Raw genomic sequence first — 23,663 nt, forward strand, 5'->3', positions numbered from 1 at the left:
TGGTGCCTCTCGAAAATGAAAGAGAAAGTCTTGAAGATATAAACGCTGATACGCGTTCAGCGCGTCAGGAGTTCGGACAGGTCCGTGACGACGATGTCGGCACCGTTGTCCAGAAGGGCCTGAGTCTGGCCCACGCGGTCAACCCCGATCGTGATCCCGAACTTGCCCGCGCGACCCGCGGCGACTCCGGCCAGAGCGTCCTCGTACACAGCGCAGTTCTCGGGCGGAATGCCGAGCTGCCTGGCGGCGTAGAGGAACGAGTCGGGCGCGGGCTTGCCGGGCAAGCTTTGCTCACGGGCGGTGACGCCGTCCACGCGTACCTCTATGAGGTCCGCGATACCGGCTGCCTCCAGGACGTCCTTGCAGTTGGCGCTCGCGGACACGACGGCCCGCCGCAGGCCGGCGTCGCGCGCGGCCTTCAGGTAGGCGACCGATCCGTCGTAGACCTGGACGGCGCCCTCCTTGATCTTCTGCAGGACGAGGAGGTTCTTGCGGTTGCCGATGCCGTTCACGGTCTGCAGGTCGGGACCGTCGTCCGGGCTGCCCTCGGGAAGGGTGATCTGCCGAGAGGCCAGGAAGGTGCGAACACCGTCGGCACGCTGCCGGCCGTCGACATATTTGTGATAGTCGGGGCCGGGGTCGAAGGGCACGAACTCTTGCCCGTGCTGCGCCGACCACTTCTCGAGGAACTCGTCGAAGGTCAGCTTCCAGGCAGCATTGTGCACAAGGGCGGTCTGGGTGAGCACGCCGTCAAGATCGAAGAGGCAGGCGGTCACGTGAGGAGGTAGTCCGAGCACGCGCCCAATGTAGTCGCACCTGGGCACCCATGAGTCCGGAAGGGCTGCTTCACGTTTTGCCGGCGGCTTTACGCCCAGTTCAAAGTGCTATTGCGAGCTGGTGTCAACCGGCGTGGCGATCGAGATCCGCAACCCGATCGTGGTACCGATCGGGCCGGTCGCGACGGTGACCTCGTCGCACAGCTGATAGGCGAGCCAGATGCCCCGGCCGCCGACCTCGAACGCCTCGGGAACCTCGGGAGACGCCAGGAACCGCGTCGGGATGCCGGGGCCGGAGTCGGTGACCGAGCACCACGCCGAGCCGCCGGAGACCCAGAGCAGCAATCGCCCGGCGCCCCCGGCGTGCAGCACGACGTTGGTGACGACCTCGTTGACGGCGAGGATGAAGCCGTGCAGGCGGTCACCGGCGAGACCGGCCTCACGCAGACGGGCGGAAACCTCGTGACGCACCAGGGCGATGTCCTCGCGGCCGAAGCGGCAGTCGGCCAGCCGGCCGGAGTCCCGCGACAACGGCTCGGCAAGGACCGCCTCCGTCACCGGAGCCGGCCGCACACCCTGCTTCACTGTGTCCTCCACCGTGGTGCAGCCTACGCGGTGTGCCACCTTGGTGGCACCACGCGTCCACGTTTCAGTTTTCAGTCCGTTCCGGGTGGGATGGGCTCGGAAGTGAATCAGAACAGGTCGGCGATCGTCCGGAAGATCTCCGCGTAGAAGTTGCCGTCGATGTCCCGGTACAGGCTGAAGTCCTTGTCCGGGCTGCCGAAGAACGGCCGCAACGTCCACGCCAGCTGGGTGCCGACGAAGCCGAAGAGCAGGATCCAGATGTAGAGCAGGGTCATGCTCGGCGGCGTCTGCGCGCCGACCGGCTGGCGCGGGTGCTGCTGCGCGAAGCCGGGCGGCGGGATCTGCACCACCGGGGGCTGAACCGGCATGGGGACCGGAGCCGCCGGGCCGGCGGCCGGTGCCGCCCCGTTGGCGGCGCCCTCGGCGGCCGGAGCGCCGGCCGGAACCAGTTCCCTGACCGGCTCCGGAGCCGGCGCCACGGCCGGTGCGGCAACCTTCGGGGTGAGCAGCCCGTGTTCGTTGAGCACCCGCATGCCACCGGTCAGGAACCGCAGGCCGACCAGCGCCGACAGCCCCAGGATGGCCACGTTGAGCAGCTTGAAGAACGCGTAGTCGGGCGCCGTGATCAGAAAGAACAGGCTGATCGGAGCGAACGCCAGCGCCAGCATGGCGGTCACCGTGAGGGCCACCGTCACCAGCGAGAGCGACTGCCGGATCGACAGCTGGGCGCCGAACACCAGGTTGAACAGGTACAGGGTCGGCAGACAGATCGCGAGCGTGACCAGGAACAGCAGCGGCAGCTTGACCGCCGAGGTCAGGGCCATCAGCACGCCGTGGAAGGAGCCGAGCACCGCCCCGTAGACGGCCAGGGCGACCACCGAGCTGACCAGCATCTGGCCGGTCAGCCGGGGCAGGTCGCGGTCCTCCACGATCTGCTGCCAGATGCCCTGCTTGTCGCGCAGGATGCGCTCGATAACCAAGAGTCCGGACGCGTTCGCCACGTGCCTACCCCCAAGGTCGGGTCCGTATCGTCGATACGCCATCGCACCGACGTGTGGGCGGAACGGTACGCCACGGGTGCAACCGAGGGGAAGAGGAAGTCAGCGCCAGCCGACGTCGATGCGGTCTCCGCGCTCGTCGAAGAAGTGCAGGGCGTCCATCCGTACGGCGACCGAGAGCGGATGCCCGGCCGTGACCGGCGGATAGGGCGCCAGCCGCACGCCCAGCTCGGCCGGGCGCCGGTGGTGCCGCCCGGGGTCGTTGAGCACGCTCTCCGGCCCGGACTCGCGGGCCGGGGCCCCGGACGAGCCGTTGGAGCGCCCGGCCAGCCGCTGAAGGGCGCCGCCGATCCGCTTGAGCGGGCCGCCGGGCGGAAGCTCGTCGTCGCGCGCCCGAGTGCCCGGGTCGTCGAGGACGATCGCGGTCGCGCCGATGTCGAGGAAGGCCAGCGACTCGTGCCCGTGGTGCTCCAGGTAACGGATCCGGCCGCGCAGCACGTCACCCGGCACGTCGGGCGCGACCGGGGTCAGCGCCTCGGCCCGCATCCCGACCACGATCCGTTCACCGTGGTAGTGCGCCACCGCACGCGCCCGGATGTCGTTCCAGGGCAGGTAGAGCGCCTGCTCGCCGAAGTTGAGCTCGATGTAGCGCTCGAGGTGCACGTAGACGGCCGCCTCGAGCAGGTTCATCCGCGGAGCGCCGAGGAAGGCCGCCACATAGAGGGTCGCCGGCCGCCCGTAGACCTCAGTGGGCGTGCCGATGTCCTGCAGGACGCCCTTGCGCATGATCGCCACCCGGTCGGCCATGGTCAGCGCCTCGGCCTGGTCGTGGGTCACATACATGGTGGTGACGCCCAGCTCCCGGGTCAGCCCGGTGATCTCGGCCCGCAGCTCCGCGCGCAGCCCGCTGTCGAGGTTGGAGAGCGGCTCGTCCATCAGGAACAGGCCGGGGCGGCGCACGATCGCGCGGCCCATCGCGACCCGCTGCCGCTGCCCGCCGGAGAGCTGGCTCGGCTTGCGCCGCAGCACGTCCCCGATGCCCAGCGCGGAGGCCACGTCGCCCACCCGCTCGACCCGCGGGGCGGGGTCGATGCCGGAGAGCTTGAGCGGGAAGCCGATGTTGTCGCCCACCGTCATGTGCGGATAGAGCGCGAAGTCCTGGAAGACCATGGCGATGCTGCGGTCGCGGGGCGCCAGCTCGAGCACCGGGTCGCCGTTGAGCAGGATGTCGCCCTCGGTCGGGTCCTCGAGCCCGGCGATCATCCGCAGGATCGTGGACTTTCCGCAGCCCGACGGCCCGAGGAGAACCAGGAACTCACCGTCGTCGACGTCCAGGCTGACGTGGTTGACGGCTACCGTGCCGTCCGGCCAGACCTTCGTGACGTCCTTGAGCGAGACGGTCGACACCGCCTACCTCCCCTGCCGGGCAACATCAATGTGATCCCGGTCCCACGACGGCCGGCGATCGGCCTAATTTGACGAGGAGTATCGATGTCACACCATCGGGTAAAGGTGCCATTTGCGCTGAGTGACCGCCTAGTTACTGGTTCGTGGGGAAGAAAACACGGCGCACGACACGCTCCGCGGCATGCCCGTCGTCGAGCGAACAGAAGCGCCTCCGGAAGCTCGCCCGCACCGCTGCGGCCGATTCGTCAGCGTACGACCCGTTCTGGAAGAGGCCGACCAGCGCCGCGTACTCGGTGGCGACTGCACCCGGCGGCTCGGCGAGTAGATCGAAGTACACGCCACGCACGTCGCGGTACACCGGCCAGTCGGGCGCGAAAATCACGATCGGCCGGTCCAGCACGGCGAAATCGAACATCGCCGACGAGTAGTCGGTGAGCAAAACGTCCGCCGCTAAGTAGAGATCCTCGACCACCGGGTGGTCCGAGACATCGACGACCGCCGCCCCCGAGGCGGGCTCGGCCGGGGTCGTGAAGTAGTGCTCGCGGACCAGCAGCGTCGAATCCGGCCCGAGCTCCTCGGCGAACCGTTCGGTGTCGAGCACCCGGCGCCCGCCCGGCAGCCACTCGCGGTGGGTGGGCATGTAGAGGACGACCCGCCGGCCGGCCGGGATGCCCAGCCGCTCCCGCGCCGCGGCGCTGTCCGCGGCCGTCGCGGTGGCCAGCCGGTCGTTGCGCGGATAGCCGACCTCGAGGGTCTCGTGGGAGCACGGATAGGCCGACTCCCACGCGACCGTGGTGAACGGGTTGGCGGTGACGCTGTAATCCCAGCGGTCCGCCCGCCGCATCTGCGCCTGGAAGTCCGGGTCCTTCACTCCGGCCGGATGGTCGGCCTGGTCGGCGCCCATCCTCTTGAGCGGGGTGCCGTGATGGGTCATGACGTGCGTGGTGCCGCGCCGCTTGACCATCCGGTTCGGCCAGTTCACGTTGTTGACCAGGTAGCGGGCCCGGGCGATGGCGCGGTAGTAGGGCAGCGTGCCTGCCACCACGTGGTCGACGCCGGCCGGCATCGCCTTCGCGTACGGCTCGGCCACCACCCACACCGGTCGCAGGTGCGGCGCGAGCTCGGCCGCCTTGGCTGCGATCGCGGCCGGATTGCAGCTGACCCCGCGGAACCAGTACGCCCCGTACAGCGCGAGCGACTGGTCGACCGGCAGCCGCAACTGCACCCGGTAGTAGACCTGCCCGGCGGCCTGCCGGGTACGCCGTTTGACCCAACCGGCGGCCCGGCGCGCCAGCCGCTTGGCCCGGCGGGCCTGGCCGACCGCGAAGTCGAACACGCGCAGCGACCGGTAGGAACCGCCGGCCACCATGCGGTAGCGCACGCCCTCGGTCCGCGCGGGCAGGGGATAACCGCCCGGCGGAAGGTGCGTCTTGTACATCTCGGACATCCGCCCGAAGAATCGGACCCGCGACTCCCGGGGCACCCGGGCGTCGTGCCGCAGCACCCGCAGGAAGTGCCAGATCATCCGCCGGAAGAGCAGGCCGCGCACCTCGTCGGTGGGCGAGGCGTACTTGGTGGCCAGGGCGAGCGCGTGCTCCCAGTGGTCGAACACCTCGAAATGCCGGTCACCGACGGTCCGGGTGATCGCACCGGTGCGCCGCTGCCGGTAGTGCACGCACGTACGGGGCAGGGTGCTGATCCGGGGCGCGGCCAGCATGACCGGGAACGAGAACGAGACGTCCTCGTACCAACCGGCCTCGAAGACGAAGCCGAGGCGCAGCAGGAACTCGCGCCGGACGACCTTGTTCCACGCGACGTGCAGGATGTTGAGCACCTTGGGCCACTGCTCGACCGAGAAGACGTCGGGCGCCGCGGCAAGCGACTTGCGGGCCGTACCGGCCTGCACCCGGCCATCCCAGTGCACCCTGTCCCAGCCGACGATCAGCAGGTCGGCATCGGTCTCGCGCAGACGTTCGGCGGCCGCGTTCAGCGCGCCGTCGGAGAGCCAGTCGTCGGAGTCGACGAACCAGACGTACTCGCCGGTGGCGTGCTCCAGGCCCAGGTTGCGAGCGCGGCCCAGGCCGAGGTTCTCGGGGGCGGTCACCACGCGGACGCGGGGGTCGCGCGCGGCGTACTCGGCCAGGATCGCTCCGCTGTAGTCGGGCGAGCGGTCGTCGACGGCGACGATCTCGAAGTCGGTGAACGACTGGCTGAGCAGCGAGTCGAGGCACTGCCGCAGATATCCCTGCACCTTGTAGACCGGCAGGACGATGCTGAGGAAAGTCACGGGCGGGTGCCACCTGTCCGCCAGTCGGCGATCGTGTTGACGAGGAACATGCCGCCGACCACCACGGTCAGCACCACCATGCCGTCGACCGCGATCCCGGCCAGCGCGCCCACGGTGAGCAGCACGACCCGGCCGTCCCAGCCGAGCGGATCGCCCGTGGCGCGTCCGGTGGGCGCGCCCTTCTCCATCCGGGCGACCAGGTCGTAGTGGTGCAGGGTCAGCATGAAGATCAGCAGGTAGACCACCGGCGTCGGCACCGAACCGGACAGTCCGACGGCCACCACGAAAAGGTATTCGGCGGCGCGCAGGGCGGCCGGGATCAGCCAGTCGAGCGGGCCGCCGTGCCGTGCCCGCGCCGGCAGCCCGGCGCCCAGCACGACCAGCGCCACCACGACCAGGGCCACCTTGGCCGGCGGCTCGATCCACCCGGCGAGCAGCGCCACGACCAGCACCAGGGCCGCAACGGCAGCCGTCGCCGCCACAGCGAGCGGGGCCGGCAGTTTGGCGCGCCCGATCAGCTCGCGCACCAGGAACCCGTCGTCGCGGAAACGGGCGGTGTCCACCTTGTCCAGCACACCGACCCGCATGCTCAGCGCCCGCAGGGACCGCAACCCCAGGGTGTACGCCAGGGCGAAGAGCCCGCAGACGAGCGCGCCGGCCAGCGCGATCCGCCCGTTGCTGAAGATCGCCAGCACCGAGAGCAGCGCCCAGCGTTCGCCGATCGGGAAGACCACGATCCGCTTCAACCAGTACGCGACCGAGCCGGTGTCCCCCTGCACCCGGGTCGACGCCGCGCTCAGCCGGGCGCCGACACCACCGGCGGCCTGCGGGCGCGGGTGCGCGGTGGCCTCGTCGTGCAGCGCGCCGTACCAGGCGTCGGTCATGTGCCGCACGGTCTGCAGCACGATGGCGGCGATGGCGAGCGGCCAGGCGTACGGCAGTCCGATGCGCTCGGCCCCGGCGGCGAGCCCGGCATAGGCCGCGTACTCCTTCGCGCGGTCGGCCATCGTGTCGAGCCAGCCGCCGAACGCGCCGAACCGCCGCGTGTAGCGGGCCAGCTGCCCGTCCACGCAGTCGAGCACAAAGCCCAGGTAGAGCAGGATGCCGCCGGCGATCATGGCGGGCCGGGAGGCCTGCCAGAAGGCGAGCGCGGCCGCGACCGCGAACAGCACCGAGATCGCCGTGACGCCGCTCGGGGTCAGCCGCAGCCGAGCCGAGGCCTTGGTGACCCAGGGCGACCAGGTGCTCACGGCGTACGTGGTGAAGAAGTCGTCCTTCTCCTTCACGGCCATGCGCAGCCTTGCCTTGTCCTCGTCGACCGCGGCGACCTCGGCCCGGACCCGGGCGAGTTCGGCGGCGTCGTGCACCAGGCCGGCCCGCAGCAGGCGCAACGGCGTGGCGACGGGCACCAGACCCGTTTCGAGCAGCGCGGGCAGCAGGTCGGGGCGGTCGGCCACCTCGGCCAGCACCGGCAGGTCGGCCGGCGCGACCCACATCGCGCCGCCGTAGCGCACGGTTCCCGGGCCGTCGGTTGCCGGCAGCACCTTGCCGCGGTCGTCGCGCAGATCGCCGTCCGGGTCGGGCACGACCAGGGCGGTGGTGCGGCCGGCGGGCTCCGTGGCCAGCATCCACAGCAGACTGGGGTGCGCGACCAGATTGCCGGCGCAGATGAGGACACCCTCGTGCGACTGCCGCGCCCGCTCGACCACCACCGGCAAAGCCGACGGGCCGGTCTCGACCGCGCTCGCGCCGGCCGCCCGCAGGGCGCCGGAGAGCTCCCCGACGAGCTGGGCCGAATCGGCGGGATCGAGAGTGGTGCCGGCGCTGATCAGTACGGCCAGCGTCACCGGGAAGTCACCGTGTGCCTCCTTGGCGGCCTGTGGCGCGCGGGGTAGCGCCCGAAGAGCCGGAAATCGGCACCCAGGTTAACAGCGGAGAGTACGGGGGTACGGGTCACCCTTACGGGAGCCAGCACGCCCTTCTCCACCTGGGGACCGAGGGCGGACGGTCACCGCGCCCTTACCGTCGAAGTAGAGCCGGCAAGCAGCCGGAACTCATGTGTGAAGGAGTGAAGTGACAGTGACTCGCCGTCTCGCTCGCCCCCGGGACAATCGCTGGATCGCCGGTGTCTGCTCCGGGCTGGCCCGCCGCTTCGGCGTGTCGCCCGGCATCATGCGGCTGATCTTCGTGGTCTCCTGCCTGCTTCCCGGTCCGCAGATCCTGATCTACATCATCCTCTGGGCTCTGCTGCCCAACGAGTGACCGCACGCGGCGCCCGGCCGGCCACCCCCGGCCGCGGCCGCCGCGCACGACCCACCGGGCGCCGCTGCCCCCGCCCCCGGAACGGCGGCGCCCGGTGCAACCTCACACACACAAAGCCGCCCGGCGCCTTTCCTGGCACCGGGCGGCTCCTGCGATCAACGACCGCTCACGGACTGCCGAAGGTCACGGTCACGGTCGAGTAGCCCAGCCGCGTGAAGAGGCTCTCGAGCATGCTCTCCGTGTTCTGTTTGGCGCGCTCGTCGAGGCCGCTGGCCCGGGCGGCCTCGGTAATGCGCTGCTGGGCCAGCGCGTACACCTGCTGCTGCTTGCCGGGGTCGCTCTTGAACGCGTCGCCGAAGCGGTTCAACAGGCCCCGCTCCTCGGCCACGACGTAGCTCTTCTGCAGGTCGAGGTTGGCCGTGCCCTGCTGCGGGGGCGGCAGCGTGATGGTCACCGTGTTCTTGTCGTTGTCGATCTGGAGCGCCTTGTCGGAGAGGGAGCCGAACTCGACGTACTGCTCGACGGTGCCCGAGCCGACGAACAGCGTGCGGCGGTTGACCAGGAAGTCGGGGATGTTCTCCTTGTTCTCCTGCAGGTCGACGATGACCTGGAAGGTGCCGTCGGCCGCCACGTAGCGGCTGAGGTCGCGCATCGACTGCAGCAGCACGGGCTGGCTGCGGTCGGTCGTCTGGTCGGAGAACGGGTTGTCGAAGCCGGGCAGCACGTTGACCGCGCGCAGACCGAGGCAGGCCGCGACCATGAGCGCGAAGACGAAGAACGTGAAGATCAGCAGGCGGGCGAAGCCGCTGATCCTGGACGCGGGCTGCTCAGGCCCGGCCGGTGGCGGCGCGGGCTCGGCTGACGGCGGCTCGGCCGACGGCGGCAGGGCCGGATATTCGCGTGTCGGCTCGCCCACGCCGTCGCGCGCGGAGACATCGGAGGAGACATCTTCCGGAGACTTGGCCATGAGCTCACGGTACGAGGGGGGTGCGACATTCGCAGCCTCACCGGTTTCCGCTGCCGGCCACCGCCGGCCGGCTCAGCTCACGCGAAAGCGTTCAATCCGGTCAGCTTCTGGCCGATGACCAGCTGATGGATCTCGGAAGTTCCCTCGTAGGTGAGAACGCTCTCGAGATTGTTCGCATGGCGCATGACGGGATATTCCCCACTGATCCCGTTGCCGCCCAAAATCGTCCGGCAGGTGCGGGCGATGGCGATCGCCTCCCGCACGTTGTTGAGCTTGCCCACGCTGACCTGCTCGGGTCGCAGCGCCCCGGCCGAGTCGCGCAGCCGGCCCAGGTGCAGTGCGAGCAGGTAGCCCTTCTGCAGCTCGAGCGACATGTCGGCCAGCTTGGCCTGGGTGAGCTGGAAGCCGCCGATCGGCCGGCCGAACTGCTCGCGCGTGGTCGCGTAGTCGATCGCGACCCGCAGGCAGTCGCGCGCCGCCCCCATCGAGCCCCAGATGATGCCGAAGCGGGCCTCGGTCAGGCACGACAGCGGCGCCTTGAGGCCGCGCGCCTCGGGCAGCCGCGCGCTCTCGGGCAGCCGCACGCCGTCCAGCGTGATCTCGCCCGTGCTCGAGGCCCGGAGGGACATCTTGTTCTTGATCTCGCGGGCCGAGAAGCCGGGGGTGTCGGTCGGCACGGCGAAGCCGAACACGCCCTCCTCACCCCGGGCCCAGATCACCGCGACGTCGGCCAGCGGCGCATTCGTGATCCACATCTTGCCGCCGTCGAGCACCCAGTCGGCGCCGTCGCGCCGGGCCCGGGTGGACATGTTGGCCGGGTCGGAGCCGTGGTCGGGCTCGGTCAGGCCGAAGCAGCCGATCAGCTCGCCGGCCGCCATACCGGGCAGCCAGCGCTGCTTCTGCTCCTCCGAGCCGTACTTCCAGATCGCGTACATGGCCAGCGAGCCCTGCACGCTGACCAGCGACCGGACCCCGGAGTCGGCTGCCTCGAGCTCCAGGCAGGCCAGTCCGTAGGAGACGGCGGACGCACCGGCGCAGCCGTAGCCGGTCAGGTGCATGCCGAGGAGGCCGAGCTTGCCGAATTCGAGGGCCAGCTCGCGTACGGGAACCTTGCCGTCCTCGTACCAGCCGGCGACGTGCGGGCGGACCTTGTCGTCGGCGACCCGGCGCACGACGGCCCGGATGTCGCGCTCCTCGTCGTTCAGCAGCGTGTCGAGATCGAGCAGATCGAGGGGCGCGACCATCACTCGACGACCAGCACCCGCGCGTGGATCTGGTTGCGCTGCTGCAGCGCCGCCCGCAGCGCGCGGTGCAGGCCGTCCTCGAGGTAGAGGTGACCGTGGTATTCGACGACGTGCGGGAAGAGGTCGCCGTAGAACGTCGAATCCTCGGCCAGCAGCTTGTCGAGGGCGAGCTCGCGCTTCGTCGTGATCAGGTCGGCCAGCCGGATCGGCCTCGGCGGGATCTCGGCCCACGCCTTGAGGGTCGTGTGATGGTCGGGATAGGGAGCGCCGTCCCGGACCGCCTTGAAGATCACGGCCGATCCCCCTCTCCGAACTGTTCGCGAATTCGCTGCCAGCCTAGCCCGGCTCCGGTCACTCGGAAGCCTTCGGCGTCGCGGCCCATCGGCCATGATGCACCACGTCGTCCACCGGCCGGTGTCCGCGTTTGAGTGACGGAGACCTCTTGTCCGGTGCCCGATAGCCGACGGTCAGGGTGCCGATCGGCGTGTATTCGGCCGGCACCCCGAAAGCGTCCTTGAAGGTCTGCACGGTCGGCACCGGGATGCCGAAGAAGCACGACGCCAGCTCCTCGTTGACCGCGCTGAGGTGCATGAGCAGCGCGGCGAATCCGGTGTCGATGTCCCAGTACGGCACCGGCCAGTGCGACTCGCTGCGGTCGGTCCAGCCCTTGTCGGGCTGGGCGTAACGCTCGAGATAGGCCGACTTGTTGGACAGGCACACGATGATCGCCGGGGCGGTCCGCATCCGGGTGAGCCAGTCGCCCTTCCACGCCTCGTCGGTCTTGGCGTCGCCCAGGTCGCCCTCGGTCGTCGACTCCCAGTAGAGGTCGCGGTCCTTCTGCTCGGTGAGCACCAGGAAGCCCCAGCCCTGCGAGAAACCGGCGCTGGGCGCCCGTAGTCCGTGCTGGACCACCTTGTCGAGGAGCTCGGCCGGCACCGGGCGGTCGGGGTCGTAGCTGCGGATCATCCGCCGCCGGCGGACCACCTCGTCGAACTCCATCAGCCCTTGATCCCCCACGAGGCCGTCCAGCGCTCGCCCGGCGCCAGCACGATCAGGTCGCGGCCGGTGCGGAAGGCGTCGGGCGGGCAGGTCATCGGCTCGATCGCCACCGAGCGGCGGAACCGCTCGCCGTGCAGGGTGTCGCCCGTGAAGACCTGCCAGTACTTGAACTTGTCGTCGGCCCAGACCACGACCTTGCGGTCGGCGGACGGGTCGGCGATGGTCACCTCGGTGATGCCGTCGGCGTCGTGGATGATGTCGCCGAACGTGGTGTCGAGCACCAGGTCACCGATCTTGCGGGGCTCGGTGAAGTCGTACTCCGTGCCGGCCACCGCGTTGGCGCCGATCGGCAGCAGGCGGGCGTCGGCGACGATGCGCTTGCGGCCCGGCACGTGCAGCAGCGTGTCGTTCACGCTGACCCCGGCCAGCTGAACGTACGGGTGCACCGAGTAGCCCCACGGGGCGTCGTCCGACGAGTTGTTCACGACCGCCTGGTCGCAGCGCAGGCCCGCGGCCGAGACCGACCAGGTCGTCCGCAGGGTCAGCCACCACGGGTAACCGATCTGGGCCGGCAGCTCGTACTCGAGGGTCACGGCCGACGCGCTCTGCTCGACCAGCGTCCAGCGGCTCCAGTTGACCAGGCCGTGGATGGCGTTGTTGCGGGCCGGCTCGGTCAGCGAGAGCTGGTACTTCTGCTCCTCGAAGGTGTACTGCCCGTCGCGGATGCGGTTGGGCCACGGGGCCAGGATCTGGCCGGCCGAGGCCGGGGAGAGCTCGTCCACCTCGAAGCCGTCGAGCACCGCCACGTCGCCGGCGGAATAGCCGCGGAGCGTGCCGCCGACCTCCACGACGACGGCGCTCTGCCCGTCCGCCTCGATGGACCACTGGGTGCCGGACTTCGCGGCAACGACACTCGTCATGGCTTGGACATTATCGGTTCGCCTCGTCGCCGGTGTCGGCTGCCGGGGCCTGGGGTGGCCGATACCTCAGCAGGGCCGGGAACGCCGCGGCCAGAACGACGGCCAGACCAGCCGCCGCGAAACCGCCGCCGGCCCACGAGGCGGTGGTCGAGGTGAGGTCGGCGGTGGCGCCCGCCCGGAGGTCGCCCAGCCGCGGGCCGCCGGCCACCACCACCGTGAAGACGCCCTGAAGCCGCCCGCGCAGCCGGTCGGGCGCGTAGACCTGCAGGATCGACTGCCGATAGACCGCGCTCACCAGGTCGGCCGCCCCGCCCACAGCCAGCAGCAGCACCATCAGCCACAGGCTGTGGGCCAGGCCGGAGAGCCCGATGGCCACGCCCCAGGCCACGACGGCGATCACCAGCGCCACGCCCTGCCGCTTGACCCGGCCGATCCAGCCCGAGGTCAGGCCGCCGAGGACCGAGCCGATGGCGATCGCGGCGAACAGCCAGCCGACCGCCCAGTCGCCGCCGAACCGGTCGGCTGCGACCTCGGGGAACAGCGCCCGGGGCATGGCGAAGACCATGGCCACGATGTCGACCGCGAACGACAGCAGCAGCACCGGCTGGGTGACCAGGAACCGCAGGCCGACCAGGATGCCCCGCACGCCCGCCGTGGGCTTGTCCGCACCCGGCTCGTGCTCGACCGGCGGGATCGGCGGCAGCTTCCAGGTGGCCCAGAACGAGATGGTGAACAGCAGGGCGTCGACGGCGTAGGCGACCGTCACCCCGTGGCCCGTGCCCGAGATCGCGAAGATCAGACCGGCCGCCAGCGGACCGAGCACCCCGCCCGCGGTGGTGGTCGTGTAGGCCAGGGTGTTAGCGGCGGGCACCAGGCCGGCCGGCACGATGCGCGGGATGATCGCCTGACGGGTGGGCGAGCTGATCGCGAAGCCGGCCGACTGCACAGCTGTGAGCCCGAGCAGCAGCCAGGCGCTGTTCAGGCTGAACAGCGCCTGGACCAGCAGGCCGGCGGTCGCCACCCAGGCCAGCAGCGAGCTGGCCAGCAGCAGCTTGCGCCGGTCGACCACGTCGGCCGCGGCGCCGCCCCAGAGCCCGAAGATCAGCAGCGGGACCAGGCCGGCGATGCCGAGCAGGCCGACCCAGGCCGAGGAGTGCGTGATCGCGTACATCTCGACCGGCACGGCCACGGCAGTGAACTGGAAGCCGAAGAACGAGAGTCCGTTGCCGATCCACATCCGGCGGTAGGCGATGACTTTCAGCGGCCGGATGTCGATCACCCAGGACTTGCGTTCCTTGAGCTCGGCGATCTTCTCGCCCTCTTCGACGGCGTCCTGGCTCAAGGCGCGAGCCTTTCCACGATCCAGACCCCGTTTCCCGTACGGCGGAAGCGCAGCCGATCGTGCAGGCGGCTGCTCCGGCCCTGCCAGAACTCGACCGTCCCGGGCACGACGCGGAACCCGCCCCAGTGCTCGGGGGCCGGCACCGGCACGTCCGCGAAGCGCTGCGCGGCGGCCGCGTAGGCCTCGTCGACCGCCGCCCGGTCCGGCACCACCGACGACTGCGGGCTGGCCCACGCGCCCAGCTGCGAGCCGCGCGGCCGACCGGCGAAGTAGGCCTCGGTCTCGTCGCGGCTGACCCGTTCGACGGCCCCGCCCACCAGCACCTGGCGCTGCATCGGGAACCAGGGGAAGACCAGGCTCGCGTACGGGTTGGCGGCCAGCTCACCACCCTTGCGCGAGCCGTAGTTGGTGAAGAACACGAAGCCGCGCTCGTCGTACTCCTTGAGCAGCACCGTGCGCGCCGAGGGCCGGCCGTCCGGGGTCGCGGTCGACACGATCATCGCGTTCGGCTCGGGCAGCCCGAAGGCGGCGGCGTCGGTGAACCAGGCCTCGAACTGGGTGCGCCAGTCGGCCGCCAGATCCGTCTCGAGGAGCGCCCCGCGCGCGGTGTAGTCGCGCCGCATGCTCGCGGGCGAGGGTGGTTCGAGGGTCACGAAAGCTCCTGCGTCAGGTGTCCGGCCGATCGTTAGCACTGCAAACGACCCTAAGTCGCTCCGGCCCGCGCGTCAGGTCGGTGAGGATGGGTGTCGCGGAGAGCACATCCCGGCGGGTCGACCCGCCGTTACCCGGCGAGCAAGATGAAGCACCTACAGCATTCTGTCCCAGGGAGGGTCGTGACCGACTTCAAGCCCGGGCTCGAGGACGTCGTCGCCTTCGAGACCGAGATCGCCGAGCCCGACGAGGCCGGTGGCGCGCTGCGATACCGCGGCGTCGACATCGAGGACCTCATCGGTCAGGTCTCCTTCGGCGACGTCTGGGGGCTGCTCGTCGACGGACGGTTCGGGCCGGGGCTGCCGCCGGCCGAGCCGTTCCCGGTGCCGGTGCATTCGGGCGACATCCGGGTCGACGTGCAGTCGGCGGTCGCGATGCTGGCGCCGTACTGGGGCCTGGCCCAGCTCCTCGACATCTCCGACGAGCAGGCCCGGCGCGACCTGGCGCGGGTGTCGGTCACCGCGCTCTCCTTCGTGGCTCAGGCCGCCCGCGGGCTGGGCCTGCCCGCCGTGCCGCAGAAAGACATCGACAAGGCCGGCACGATCGTCGAGCGGTTCATGCGGCGCTGGCGGGGCGAGCCCGACCCGCGGCACGTGAAGGCGGTCGACGCCTACTTCATCTCCGCCGCCGAACACGGCATGAGCGCCTCCACCCTGACCACCCGGGTGGTCGCCTCGACCGGCGCCGACGTGGCCGCCTGCATCTCATCGGGCATCGGCGCCCTGTCCGGCCCGCTCGACGGCGGTGCGCCCGCCCGCGTGCTGACGATGCTGGAAGATGTCGAACGCGGCGGCGACGCCCGGGCGTACGTGCGGGGAATCCTCGACCGGGGTGAGCGCCTGATGGGTTTCGGGCACCGCCTCTACCGCGCCGAAGACCCGCGGGCCCGGGTGCTCAAGCGCACGGCCCGCGACCTCGGCGCCGCGCGCTACGACGTGGCCGTGGCGCTCGAGCAGGCCGCGGTCGCCGAGCTGCGGGAACGCAAGCCCGACCGCCCGCTGCCGACGAATGTCGAGTTCTGGTCGGCCGTCGTGCTCGATTTCGCCGAGGTGCCGGGCCACATGTTCAGCTCCATGTTCACCTGCGCGCGGGTGGCCGGCTGGAGCGCCCACGTGCTCGAACAGAAGCGTCTGGGCCGCAACGTCTACCCCCGTGTCCGCTACGTGGGACCAGCGCCCCGCAAGCCGCAGCAGGTCGAGGGCTGGGGCGAGTTGCGCGCATAATGTTTCCCCGTGACTGACATCCGGATCCCCGACACGATCAGGCCCGTCGACGGACGCTTCGGCTCCGGCCCGAGCAAGGTGCGCCCCGAGGGCGTCGAGTCGCTGGCCGCGGTGTCCCGCACGTTCCTCGGCACGTCGCACCGCCAGCCGACGGTGAAGAACCAGGTCGCCCGGCTCCGGCGCGGCCTGGCCGAGTTCTTCTCGATGCCCGAGGGCTACGAGGTGATCCTGGCCAACGGCGGCACCAGCGCATTCTGGGAGGTCGCGACGTTCGGCCTGATCCGCAGGCAGGCCCAGTTCGCCGAATTCGGCGAGTTCGGGGCCAAGTTCGCCAAGGCCGTGAAGGACGCGCCCTTCCTGGCCGAGCCGACGGTCCACCGGGCGCCGGGCGGGCAGGCGGCGTTCCTCGAGGCCGAGGCCGGCATCGACGTGTACGCCTCGGTTCAGAACGAGACGTCGACCGGCGTGGCCGTCCCCGTACGCCGCGTTGCCGGCGCCGACCAGGGCGCGCTGCTGCTCACCGACGCCACGTCCGGCGGCGGCAGCCTCGACGTCGACCTGCGCGAGACGGACGTCTACTACCTCGCCCCGCAGAAGGCGCTCGGCTCCGACGGCGGCCTCTGGATGGCCCTGATGTCCCCGGCCGCGATCGAGCGAGCCTTCGAGATCAAGGCAAGCGGCCGCTACATCCCGCAGTTCCTCGACCTGGTGACCGCCATCGAGCAGTCCCGCCTGGAGCAGACGTACAACACCCCCGCGGTGTCCACGGTATTCCTGGCGGCCGAACAGCTCGACTGGATGAACACCCAGGGCGGCCTGGCCTGGGCAGTCAGGCGCAGCGCCGAAAGCGCTGCCGTCATCTACGGCTGGGCCGAGAAGTCCGAGTACGCGACTCCGTTCGTCACCGACCCGCTGCTGCGCTCGGCCGCGGTGGCCACGATCGACTTCGAGGGCGTCGACGCCGCGACGATCGCCAAGGTGCTGCGGGCCAACGACATCGTCGACACCGAGCCGTACCGCAAGCTCGGCCGCAACCAGCTGCGGGTGGCTCTCTACCCCACCGTCGAGCCCTCCGACGTGGCCGCCCTGACCGCATGCATCGACTACGTCGCCGAGCGGCTCTGAGCGGTTCCGGGTTGCCGCCGGACGCGTTGTCGGGCATCGTGCTCTTGGTCACCTGGGCTGCGGGCATCTGCCGTTGAAGTCGCTGAATTTCAAGATCATCGCAGCTCAGTCAACTTGACGGCGTGGCTTACCACCATTAGGTGACCAAGGCGCGTACCGTGTTTCGAAACGCGCCCGGGGGGCTGACTCTCGCCGAGCGCAGGACAACGCGACGGGACGGGACGGAGGCAACGCATGCGGCCGGTACGCTTCGTCGCCCTTTCCGAGGACGGTCAGGCCATGGTGCTCGCCGACGAGGTCGGCCGGCTCCTGGCCCTCCCCATCGACGACCGGGTCTCCGGCGCGATCGCCCACGACGGTCAACCGGTCTCGCCCGGGTCCATGGTCGCCGTGATGTCGCCCGACGCCCCGCCTTCGCTGTCTCCGCGCGACATCCAGTCCCGCATCCGTTCCGGTGAGTCCGCCGAAGATGTCGCACGCATCGCCGGCGTGCCGGTCGACCGCGTCCTGCGCTACGCGGGCCCGGTGCTGCAGGAACGGGCCATGCTGGCCCAGCACGCGCGCCGCACCCGCCTCAAGACCTCCGACTCCGGCGCCCCGCTGGCCGAGGTGGTCGACAGCCGCCTGTCCCAGCACGGCATCGACACCGAAAAGATCTCGTGGGACGCGTTCCGCCGCGAGGACGGCACCTGGCGCATCGTCGCCACGTGGCCGTCCGGCAAGGCGACCGCCCAGGCGATCTGGGATCTCGACAAGGGACGTCAGGTCGTGTCGCCGCACGACGACATGGCCCAATACCTGTGCGCCGAGCGTCCCACCCAGATCCTCGGCCAGGAACCGGCGCCCGAGCGGGCCGCCTTCACCGAGCGCGGCGGCCACGGCCTGCCCGGCCCGTCCCGCTCGGCCGAGCCCACGCGCGCCGGCCACGGCCTTCCCGCCGCCGAGCAGTCGCCGCGCCCCCAGCGCGACCCGATCCGGGCCGGGCGCGACGCGCTGCTCGCCTCGCTCGACCGTCCGCTCAGCCCGTCCGGCGGCCGCAACCTCGACGCGGGCCCGTCCGAAACTCCGCGCCGCCCGGTCGCCGGGGGCGCTGCTGCCCTGCTCGGCGGCGGTTCCGGCTCGGCCTTCGACGAAGACTCCGACCTTCCCAAAGAGGTCCCGGCCGTGCCGTCGCTGGCCGTCCTGCGTCCCCGGCGCACGGTTGGCCAGGGTGGTCAGCAGCCCGCCGAGACCGACGAGGCGAAGCCCCGCAAGCGCCTCCCCAGCTGGGACGACGTGCTCTTCGGCGGTGGCCCCGCGGCCCGCGAGTCGTCCTGACCCGTCTCTTCGTCGGCGTCTTCCCGCCGGCGCCTCCGCGAGAGGCGCTGCACGGCATTCTGCCCACGGCCTCCCGCCTGACCCCGATCGAGAAGTGGCACCTCACCCTGGTCTTCCTGGGTGACGCGCCGGCCTCGACGGTGATCCCGGTGCTGACCGATGTGCCCTCACCCGGCCCGTTCGAGCTGCGGCTGAGCGGCGGCGGCCATTTCGGCTCGGTCGCCTGGGTGGGCGTCGAGGGTGATCTGGCCCAACTGACCGAGCTCCGCGAGGACGTCCGGGACGCGCTGGCCCTGGGCGGCTTCCCCAGCGACGACCGCCCGTTCCGCCCGCACCTGACGGTCTCGTACCACTCGGACGGCGCGCTGCGCCGGGCCTTGGCCGCCCACCGGGGCGACTCGTGGCCGGTGACGTCGTTCGAGCTGGTGAGCAGCGCCGAGGGCCGCTACGAGCGCCTGGCCGCCTGGCCTCTCTGACAGCGCCCGCTCGTCTGTGGACAACCCGCTCAGCCCGCGGCGCGTTCACCCTCGAGCCTGATGCCGCTCAGCAGCAGGCGCAGGCCATAGTCGAACTGCTCAGCCGATCCGACCACGGGCAACGCCTCCCCCGGCAGGCCTTCCATCGCGGCGCTCACCTGTTGCCAGCGCCGGTCCTGCACCCCGGCGTCCACCGCCATCCGCAGGCCGGCCGCGGCGTAAGCAATCAAAGCCTGGAAGGCACGCACCACATCACCCGGCGCCAGACCGGCCTCAGCCAGCGCCACGAACAATTCCCTCGCGACCCGGCGCCCGCGCGGCCCGAGCGGCGGCCGGGACGCGATGTGTCCCGCGATCCCGGGATGCCGCAGCGCCACTGCCCGCATGCCGGTGAGAACGACCCGGATGCGTTCGTCCCAGGGCCCGCCCTCACCGGGGACGGGCACCTCGTCCACCACCGAGTCGGCCACGGCGTCGAGCAAAGCCGCGCGGTTGGGGAAGTGCCGGTAGATGGCCATCGGGTCGCAGCCCAGCTCGGCGGCGATCCGGCGCATGGACATCGCCTTCTCGCCCTCCCGGTCGCCGAGTGCGAGCGTGGCCTGGGTGATGAAGTCGGCAGTCATCGGCACAGCTCGGGAGTCTACGCCGTAGACATCCGAGCCATGCATGTCTACGGTGTAGACATGCGACTCCTCATGTGGGCCCGAATCGCGGCGGCCATCCTCAGCCTGACCACGTTCGTCTTCCTCTTCCTGCACGATTCCTGGCGCTCGGACAACCTGTTCCTGGTGCCCGACCTGATTTTGATCGGCGCGCTGGCCATCGCCTCGGCCCTGCCCGGCCGCCTGGCCCGGGTGGCCCTGCCGGTCGCCTTCGCCTACACCGGCGGCGTGCTCGCGACCTCAGCGTCGTCCTATGCCGTACAGGGCGAGTTTGGCCTGCCGAGCACTGTGGGCGCACTGACCGCGATCACTCTCGCCGTGTTGCTGACCAGCGGGGGTGGCATGTCCGCGCCGGCAGATAACCGGCCCCGGGTCGATTCGCTGGCGGGATGACCACCGGTCGGCAGCGGTCAGCGCAGTTGGAGGCCGGCCTCTTCGAGGGCGCCCTCCACCCGTACGCGCTCGATCTCGCGGTCGAGGCCGTTGAGGGGACGCAGGTTCTCGGTGACGCCCAGGCACTGGCAGGCCAGGCAGAGCCGCTCGTCGTAGGCGCGTGTCACGGCGGCCTTCCAGCGAACCGACTCGAGGGTCACCCCGCCCCGGCGCTGGCGGTCGAGGCGGCGCAGGTCGCGGGCCAGCCACTCGATCGGGGGCGGGCCGAGGTGGGCCAGCGCGTGCGCCGGGTCGGTGTCGCGGATCGACTCGTCGAGGCGGATCAGGTCGCGCACCTGTGCCGGACCGTCGGCGCAGGCCCGTCTGCGGCGGAACTCGTCTCGCCTCAGGGCGACCGTCACCGCGTACGGCACGGTCAGAGGGAGCACGAGCGCCGCCGTGAGCACAACCATGTGCGCGAGGGCCACGCACTGAAGCTAATTCGAAACAGGCCTGTACCGGAATACTCTTTTCTGCCAAATACCCGTCAGGCGGCCGAAGCCTCCCGCTCCGGGACCCTGGTGATCTCGGCGTGGGGCAGCGGCTCCTGGATGGGCGGCACCAGGCGCAGACGCGGCCGGGGCCGCAGCGTCAGGGACAGCCGCTCACCGCTGTTGCGCAGCTGCCACACCAGCGCGACCAGCGATGCGACAAAACAGACCGCCCCGGCGCCCGTGATGCTCGACGCCACCCCGAAATGCTCGCCCCACCAGCCGGCCAGCGACGCACCGATCGGTGTCGTGCCCAGGAAGACCAGCACGTACAGCGCCATCACGCGCCCCCGGAACTCCGGGTCGACGCCCATCTGCACGCGGTGGTTGGCCGCCTGGGCCAGATAGATCGAGAAGAACCCGGTCGGCACCAGCAGCAGCATCGCCACCACGAAGCTGGGCGCGAAACCGACCACGAACTCGAGCACGCTGAAGGCCAGTGCCGCGCCGATCACCACGTACGCGCTGGGCCGGGCCCGTCGTCCGCTGCCGGCCAGCGCCCCGCCGAGCGCGCCGACCGCCAGGGCCGTGGTCAGCAGGCCGAAGGTGGAGGGTCCGGCGTTGAAATCGATCTTCGCGAGCGCCGCCAGCGTGACCGGGAAGTTGAAGCCGATCATGCCGACCACGAACATCAGGCCGATGGGCAGCATCAGGTCGGAGCGCCGGCCGACGTACCGCAGGCCGTCCGAGATGCGGGCGTCCTTCTTGGCCTGTCGTTCCGCGGGCCGCAGGTCGGCCGCCCCCATGCGGGCGTAGCTGAAGATCGGCGCGACGGCCAGGACCGTGGCGATCAGGAAGACCGGCCCGGTGTCGAAGAGCGCGAGCGCCACCCCGGCCAGCGCCGGCCCGCCGATCCGCGCGGTGTTGAAGGTGGCCGCCGAGAGCGCGAGGGCGTTCGGCAGCAGCGGCAGTTCGACCAGCTCGGAGACGAAGGCCTGCCGCACCGGGGTCTCGACGGCGTTGGCGATGCCGAGCAGTCCGGCGAAGAGGAAGACGTGCCAGAGCTGCACGTGACCCGAGGCGACCAGCACGGCGAAGGCGATCGCGGTGACGGCGAACGCGGCGTTGGCGATCACCAGCAGGCGCCGCTTGTCGAAGCGGTCGGCGAGCTTGCCCGCGTACAGGGTGAGCAGCAGCACCGGCAGGAACTGGAGGGAGGTCACCGCCCCGAGCGCGACCGGAGAGTTGCCGGACAGGTCGAGCACCAGCCAGTCCTGCGCGGTGAACATCATCCACACGCCGACGAGCTTCACCAGCTGGCCGGTGGCGAAGAGCCGATAGTTGCGAACCTGCAGGGAACGGAAGGTGGTACTCAGCACGGACCGCACGCGGGTTGTGCCTCCTGTTCGTCGTACGCGTCATCGTCGCGTGACGAAGCGCCGCGTAGCCGAACCCTCAGGCGCGGGAGATCTTCTGAAGGATCTCCGACGCCCGAGCGAGCGTCTCCCGTTCCTCGGGCGCCAGAGCGGCCAGCTGGGTGGCCAGCCACTCGTTGCGCGCCTTCTCGAACTCGGCGTGCACGGCCCGTCCCTGCTCGGTGGCCGACAGGATGACCTGCCGGCCGTCGGTCGGGTGCGGCGTCCGTGCGACCAGTCCCCGTTCCTCCAGCTTCCCGACGATCTTGGTCATCGTCGGGGGCTGGACACGTTCGACATCGGCGAGTTCGCGCGGGGTCAGCGCGCCGGCCAGCTGGAGGCTGGTCAGCGCGGAGAGCTGGCTGAAGGTGAGATCACCGACCGGGCGGGCCTGACGGATCCGCCGGTTCAACCGCATTATCGACTCGCGCAGGGCCTTGGCCAGCTCGTCGGCTGTGCCTCGATCCGCCATCACGGGCCACTCCATCACGATTCTTAGCTTAGCTAATGAGCATGGCTAACGACATTCGAACAGGTCATGACAGCGGTCACAGGATCCAAGCCTCCAGCGGACCCCGCAGGAAGTACAGGACAAAGAGCACGGCCACGCCGTACAGAATGGGGTGGATCTCGCGCGCCTTGCCGGTGGCGACCTTCAGCACGACATACGAGATGACGCCGGCCCCGATGCCGTTCGAGATCGAGTAGGTGAACGGCATGAGCGTGACGGTCAGGAAGGCCGGCACGGCGATGGTGTAGTCGGTCCAGTCGATCTGCCGGATCGCGGTCAGCATCAGGAAGCCGACCACCACCAGCGCGGTCGACGCCGCCTCGAACGGCACCACCGAGACCAGCGGCGTCAGGAACATCGCGAGCAGGAAGAGACCGCCGGTGACCAGGTTCGCGACACCGGTGCGGGCGCCCTCGCCGACGCCGGCCGCGCTTTCGATGTACGCGGTGTTGCTCGACACGCTGGCGGCGCCACCCGCGGCGGCGGCCACGGAGTCGACGAGCAGAATCTCCCGCGTACGCGGCGGCATGCCTCGCTCGTCGAGCAGCCCGCCCTCCTGACCGACCGCGACCATCGTGCCCATCGTGTCGAAGAAGTCGGTGATCAGCAGGCTAAAGATGAACATGAGCACGACCAGCCAGCCCGCCCGCGACCACGAGTCGAGCACGTTGAAGTGGCCGATCAGCGACAGGTCGGGGGTGCTCACGATCTTGTCGGGCAGCGTGGGCACGTTCAGCGACCAGCCCTTGGGGTGCGCGATCGCCTCGACGATGATCGCCAGCACGGTCGTGCCGAGGATGCCGATCAGGATCGCGCCGCGCACCTTGCGGACGAACAGCACCAGCGTGAAGAGCAGGCCGATCACGAAGACCGCGGCCGGCCAGGTGGCCAGCTTGCCGCCGACGCCGAGCTCGACCGGCACGGTGGTGTTCGCGGCGTCCGGCACGCGGTTCACGAACCCGGCGTCGACCAGACCGATGATCATCAGGAACAGGCCGATGCCGACCCCGATGGCCGTCTTGAGCTGGGTCGGCACGGCCCGGAAGACCAGTTCCCGCAGGCCGGTGAGCACCAGGATGGCGATCAGCACACCCTCGATGACAACCAGGCCCATCGCGTCGGCCCAGGTCATCTCCGGCGCGATCTCGTACGCCACCAGGGCGTTGACCCCCAGCCCGGCGGCCAGAGCGAGCGGGAAGCGGGCCACGACACCCATCAGGATGGTCATCACGCCGGCCACCAGCGCGGTGCCCGCGGCCAGGGCGGCGATCGGCAGCTGGGCGCCGTCCGCGTCCACCCCGTTACCGATGATCAGCGGGTTGAGCACCACGATGTAGGCCATCGTGAAGAAGGTGGCCAGGCCACCGCGGACCTCCCGGCCGAGGGACGAGCCCCGCGCCGAGATCTCAAAGAAGCGGTCAAAACCATTCTTCGACGTACTTGTGTCGGCTGCGGTGGACATGCGTGCTCCCCGGCATCATGAGGTGGGCGTCGCGGGCATGTTCTCAGCCCTCGATGACCTGCGCAAAACCGGTAAGTGTCGGCCCGGTCACAGGGGCCTACCCGTGATCGT

Annotated in this window: 24 protein-coding genes; 6 read left to right on the forward strand and 18 right to left on the reverse strand. The window is 70.5% G+C overall.

What is annotated here, in order from left to right; genetic code table 11:
• Positions 1–56: 56 nt before the first annotated feature.
• From KXC43_RS30895 to KXC43_RS30920, 6 genes are all read right to left on the reverse strand, one after another.
• Positions 57–797 carry an HAD family hydrolase gene (locus tag KXC43_RS30895; protein WP_221379713.1) on the reverse strand — a complete coding sequence of 247 codons (741 nt, stop codon included), beginning with the start codon at positions 795–797 and terminating at the stop codon, positions 57–59.
• Positions 798–884: 87 nt separating this feature from the next.
• Entirely contained in the window at positions 885–1,373 is a 489-nt protein-coding gene (locus KXC43_RS30900) for an ATP-binding protein (protein ID WP_221379714.1), read from the reverse strand.
• A gap of 95 nt (positions 1,374–1,468) precedes the next feature.
• Positions 1,469–2,362 (reverse strand): hypothetical protein, encoded by an 894-nt coding sequence (locus KXC43_RS30905; RefSeq protein ID WP_221379715.1) that lies wholly within the window; start codon positions 2,360–2,362, stop codon positions 1,469–1,471.
• Between the two features lie 99 nt (positions 2,363–2,461).
• Complete coding sequence (locus tag KXC43_RS30910) at positions 2,462–3,766, reverse strand: ABC transporter ATP-binding protein (RefSeq protein WP_221379716.1); 1,305 nt, start codon at positions 3,764–3,766, stop codon at positions 2,462–2,464.
• A 133-nt stretch (positions 3,767–3,899) separates the two neighbouring features.
• The gene (locus tag KXC43_RS30915; protein ID WP_221379717.1) at positions 3,900–6,053 is read right to left on the reverse strand and encodes a bifunctional glycosyltransferase/CDP-glycerol:glycerophosphate glycerophosphotransferase; all 2,154 of its coding nucleotides are present in this window, start codon (positions 6,051–6,053) and stop codon (positions 3,900–3,902) included.
• Entirely contained in the window at positions 6,050–7,900 is a 1,851-nt protein-coding gene (locus tag KXC43_RS30920; protein WP_221379718.1) for a DUF5941 domain-containing protein, read from the reverse strand. The genes KXC43_RS30915 and KXC43_RS30920 overlap by 4 nt, the downstream gene beginning before the upstream one ends.
• Before the next feature lie 232 nt (positions 7,901–8,132).
• Here KXC43_RS30920 and KXC43_RS30925 point away from each other — a divergent pair, with 232 nt between their 5' ends.
• Positions 8,133–8,315 (forward strand): PspC domain-containing protein, encoded by a 183-nt coding sequence (locus KXC43_RS30925; protein WP_438870924.1) that lies wholly within the window; start codon positions 8,133–8,135, stop codon positions 8,313–8,315.
• A 166-nt stretch (positions 8,316–8,481) separates the two neighbouring features.
• Here the strand turns inward: KXC43_RS30925 and KXC43_RS30930 are convergent, their stop codons facing one another.
• The 7 genes from KXC43_RS30930 to pdxH all read right to left on the reverse strand — a co-directional run bounded on the left by KXC43_RS30930 (position 8,482) and on the right by pdxH (position 14,410).
• Positions 8,482–9,282 carry a DUF4230 domain-containing protein gene (locus tag KXC43_RS30930; protein WP_221379720.1) on the reverse strand — a complete coding sequence of 267 codons (801 nt, stop codon included), beginning with the start codon at positions 9,280–9,282 and terminating at the stop codon, positions 8,482–8,484.
• Between the two features lie 77 nt (positions 9,283–9,359).
• Positions 9,360–10,526 carry an acyl-CoA dehydrogenase family protein gene (locus KXC43_RS30935; protein WP_221379721.1) on the reverse strand — a complete coding sequence of 389 codons (1,167 nt, stop codon included), beginning with the start codon at positions 10,524–10,526 and terminating at the stop codon, positions 9,360–9,362.
• Positions 10,526–10,819 (reverse strand): type II toxin-antitoxin system VapB family antitoxin, encoded by a 294-nt coding sequence (locus KXC43_RS30940; RefSeq protein WP_221379722.1) that lies wholly within the window; start codon positions 10,817–10,819, stop codon positions 10,526–10,528. Before KXC43_RS30940 ends, KXC43_RS30935 begins: the two co-directional genes overlap by 1 nt.
• A gap of 58 nt (positions 10,820–10,877) precedes the next feature.
• Entirely contained in the window at positions 10,878–11,525 is a 648-nt protein-coding gene (locus KXC43_RS30945) for a nitroreductase family protein (protein ID WP_221379723.1), read from the reverse strand.
• Positions 11,525–12,445, reverse strand: a complete 921-nt coding sequence (locus KXC43_RS30950; RefSeq protein WP_221379724.1) for an aldose 1-epimerase family protein — start codon at positions 12,443–12,445, stop codon at positions 11,525–11,527. The genes KXC43_RS30945 and KXC43_RS30950 overlap by 1 nt, the downstream gene beginning before the upstream one ends.
• Positions 12,446–12,455: 10 nt before the next feature.
• Positions 12,456–13,787, reverse strand: coding sequence for an MFS transporter (locus tag KXC43_RS30955; protein ID WP_221379725.1), 1,332 nt, complete (start codon positions 13,785–13,787; stop codon positions 12,456–12,458).
• Entirely contained in the window at positions 13,784–14,410 is a 627-nt protein-coding gene (pdxH, locus tag KXC43_RS30960) for a pyridoxamine 5'-phosphate oxidase (RefSeq protein ID WP_221379927.1), read from the reverse strand. The genes KXC43_RS30955 and pdxH overlap by 4 nt, the downstream gene beginning before the upstream one ends.
• A gap of 210 nt (positions 14,411–14,620) precedes the next feature.
• Between pdxH and KXC43_RS30965 the strand changes: the two genes are divergently transcribed.
• From KXC43_RS30965 to thpR, 4 genes are all read left to right on the forward strand, one after another.
• Positions 14,621–15,721 (forward strand): citrate synthase 2, encoded by a 1,101-nt coding sequence (locus KXC43_RS30965; protein WP_221379726.1) that lies wholly within the window; start codon positions 14,621–14,623, stop codon positions 15,719–15,721.
• 9 nt (positions 15,722–15,730) lie between these two features.
• Entirely contained in the window at positions 15,731–16,846 is a 1,116-nt protein-coding gene (gene serC, locus KXC43_RS30970; protein WP_221379727.1) for a phosphoserine transaminase, read from the forward strand.
• A gap of 234 nt (positions 16,847–17,080) precedes the next feature.
• Positions 17,081–18,163 (forward strand): septation protein SepH, encoded by a 1,083-nt coding sequence (sepH, locus tag KXC43_RS30975; protein ID WP_221379728.1) that lies wholly within the window; start codon positions 17,081–17,083, stop codon positions 18,161–18,163.
• On the forward strand, positions 18,160–18,639 hold the full coding sequence (gene thpR, locus KXC43_RS30980) for an RNA 2',3'-cyclic phosphodiesterase (protein WP_255645165.1): 480 nt from the start codon (positions 18,160–18,162) through the stop codon (positions 18,637–18,639). The genes sepH and thpR overlap by 4 nt, the downstream gene beginning before the upstream one ends.
• A gap of 29 nt (positions 18,640–18,668) precedes the next feature.
• Here thpR and KXC43_RS30985 read toward each other — a convergent pair whose 3' ends face one another.
• Positions 18,669–19,262, reverse strand: coding sequence for a TetR/AcrR family transcriptional regulator (locus KXC43_RS30985; RefSeq protein ID WP_221379729.1), 594 nt, complete (start codon positions 19,260–19,262; stop codon positions 18,669–18,671).
• Between the two features lie 60 nt (positions 19,263–19,322).
• On the opposite strand from KXC43_RS30985, the gene KXC43_RS30990 reads away from it, so the two are divergent.
• Positions 19,323–19,694 (forward strand): hypothetical protein, encoded by a 372-nt coding sequence (locus tag KXC43_RS30990; RefSeq protein ID WP_221379730.1) that lies wholly within the window; start codon positions 19,323–19,325, stop codon positions 19,692–19,694.
• Positions 19,695–19,711: 17 nt separating this feature from the next.
• Here KXC43_RS30990 and KXC43_RS30995 read toward each other — a convergent pair whose 3' ends face one another.
• The 4 genes from KXC43_RS30995 to KXC43_RS31010 form a co-directional block, all read right to left on the reverse strand.
• Positions 19,712–20,161: a hypothetical protein gene (locus KXC43_RS30995; RefSeq protein ID WP_221379731.1), complete on the reverse strand. Its 450-nt coding sequence runs from the start codon at positions 20,159–20,161 to the stop codon at positions 19,712–19,714.
• A 59-nt stretch (positions 20,162–20,220) separates the two neighbouring features.
• Entirely contained in the window at positions 20,221–21,552 is a 1,332-nt protein-coding gene (locus tag KXC43_RS31000; RefSeq protein WP_221379732.1) for an MFS transporter, read from the reverse strand.
• 67 nt (positions 21,553–21,619) lie between these two features.
• The gene (locus KXC43_RS31005) at positions 21,620–22,066 is read right to left on the reverse strand and encodes a MarR family winged helix-turn-helix transcriptional regulator (protein WP_221379929.1); all 447 of its coding nucleotides are present in this window, start codon (positions 22,064–22,066) and stop codon (positions 21,620–21,622) included.
• Positions 22,067–22,127: 61 nt separating this feature from the next.
• A complete protein-coding gene (locus KXC43_RS31010) occupies positions 22,128–23,552 on the reverse strand; it encodes an NCS2 family permease (protein WP_221379733.1) in 1,425 nt (474 codons plus the stop codon).
• Positions 23,553–23,663 lie beyond the last annotated feature (111 nt).

It is taken from the genome of Paractinoplanes polyasparticus (assembly GCF_019710575.1).
GTDB lineage: Bacteria > Actinomycetota > Actinomycetes > Mycobacteriales > Micromonosporaceae > Actinoplanes > Actinoplanes polyasparticus.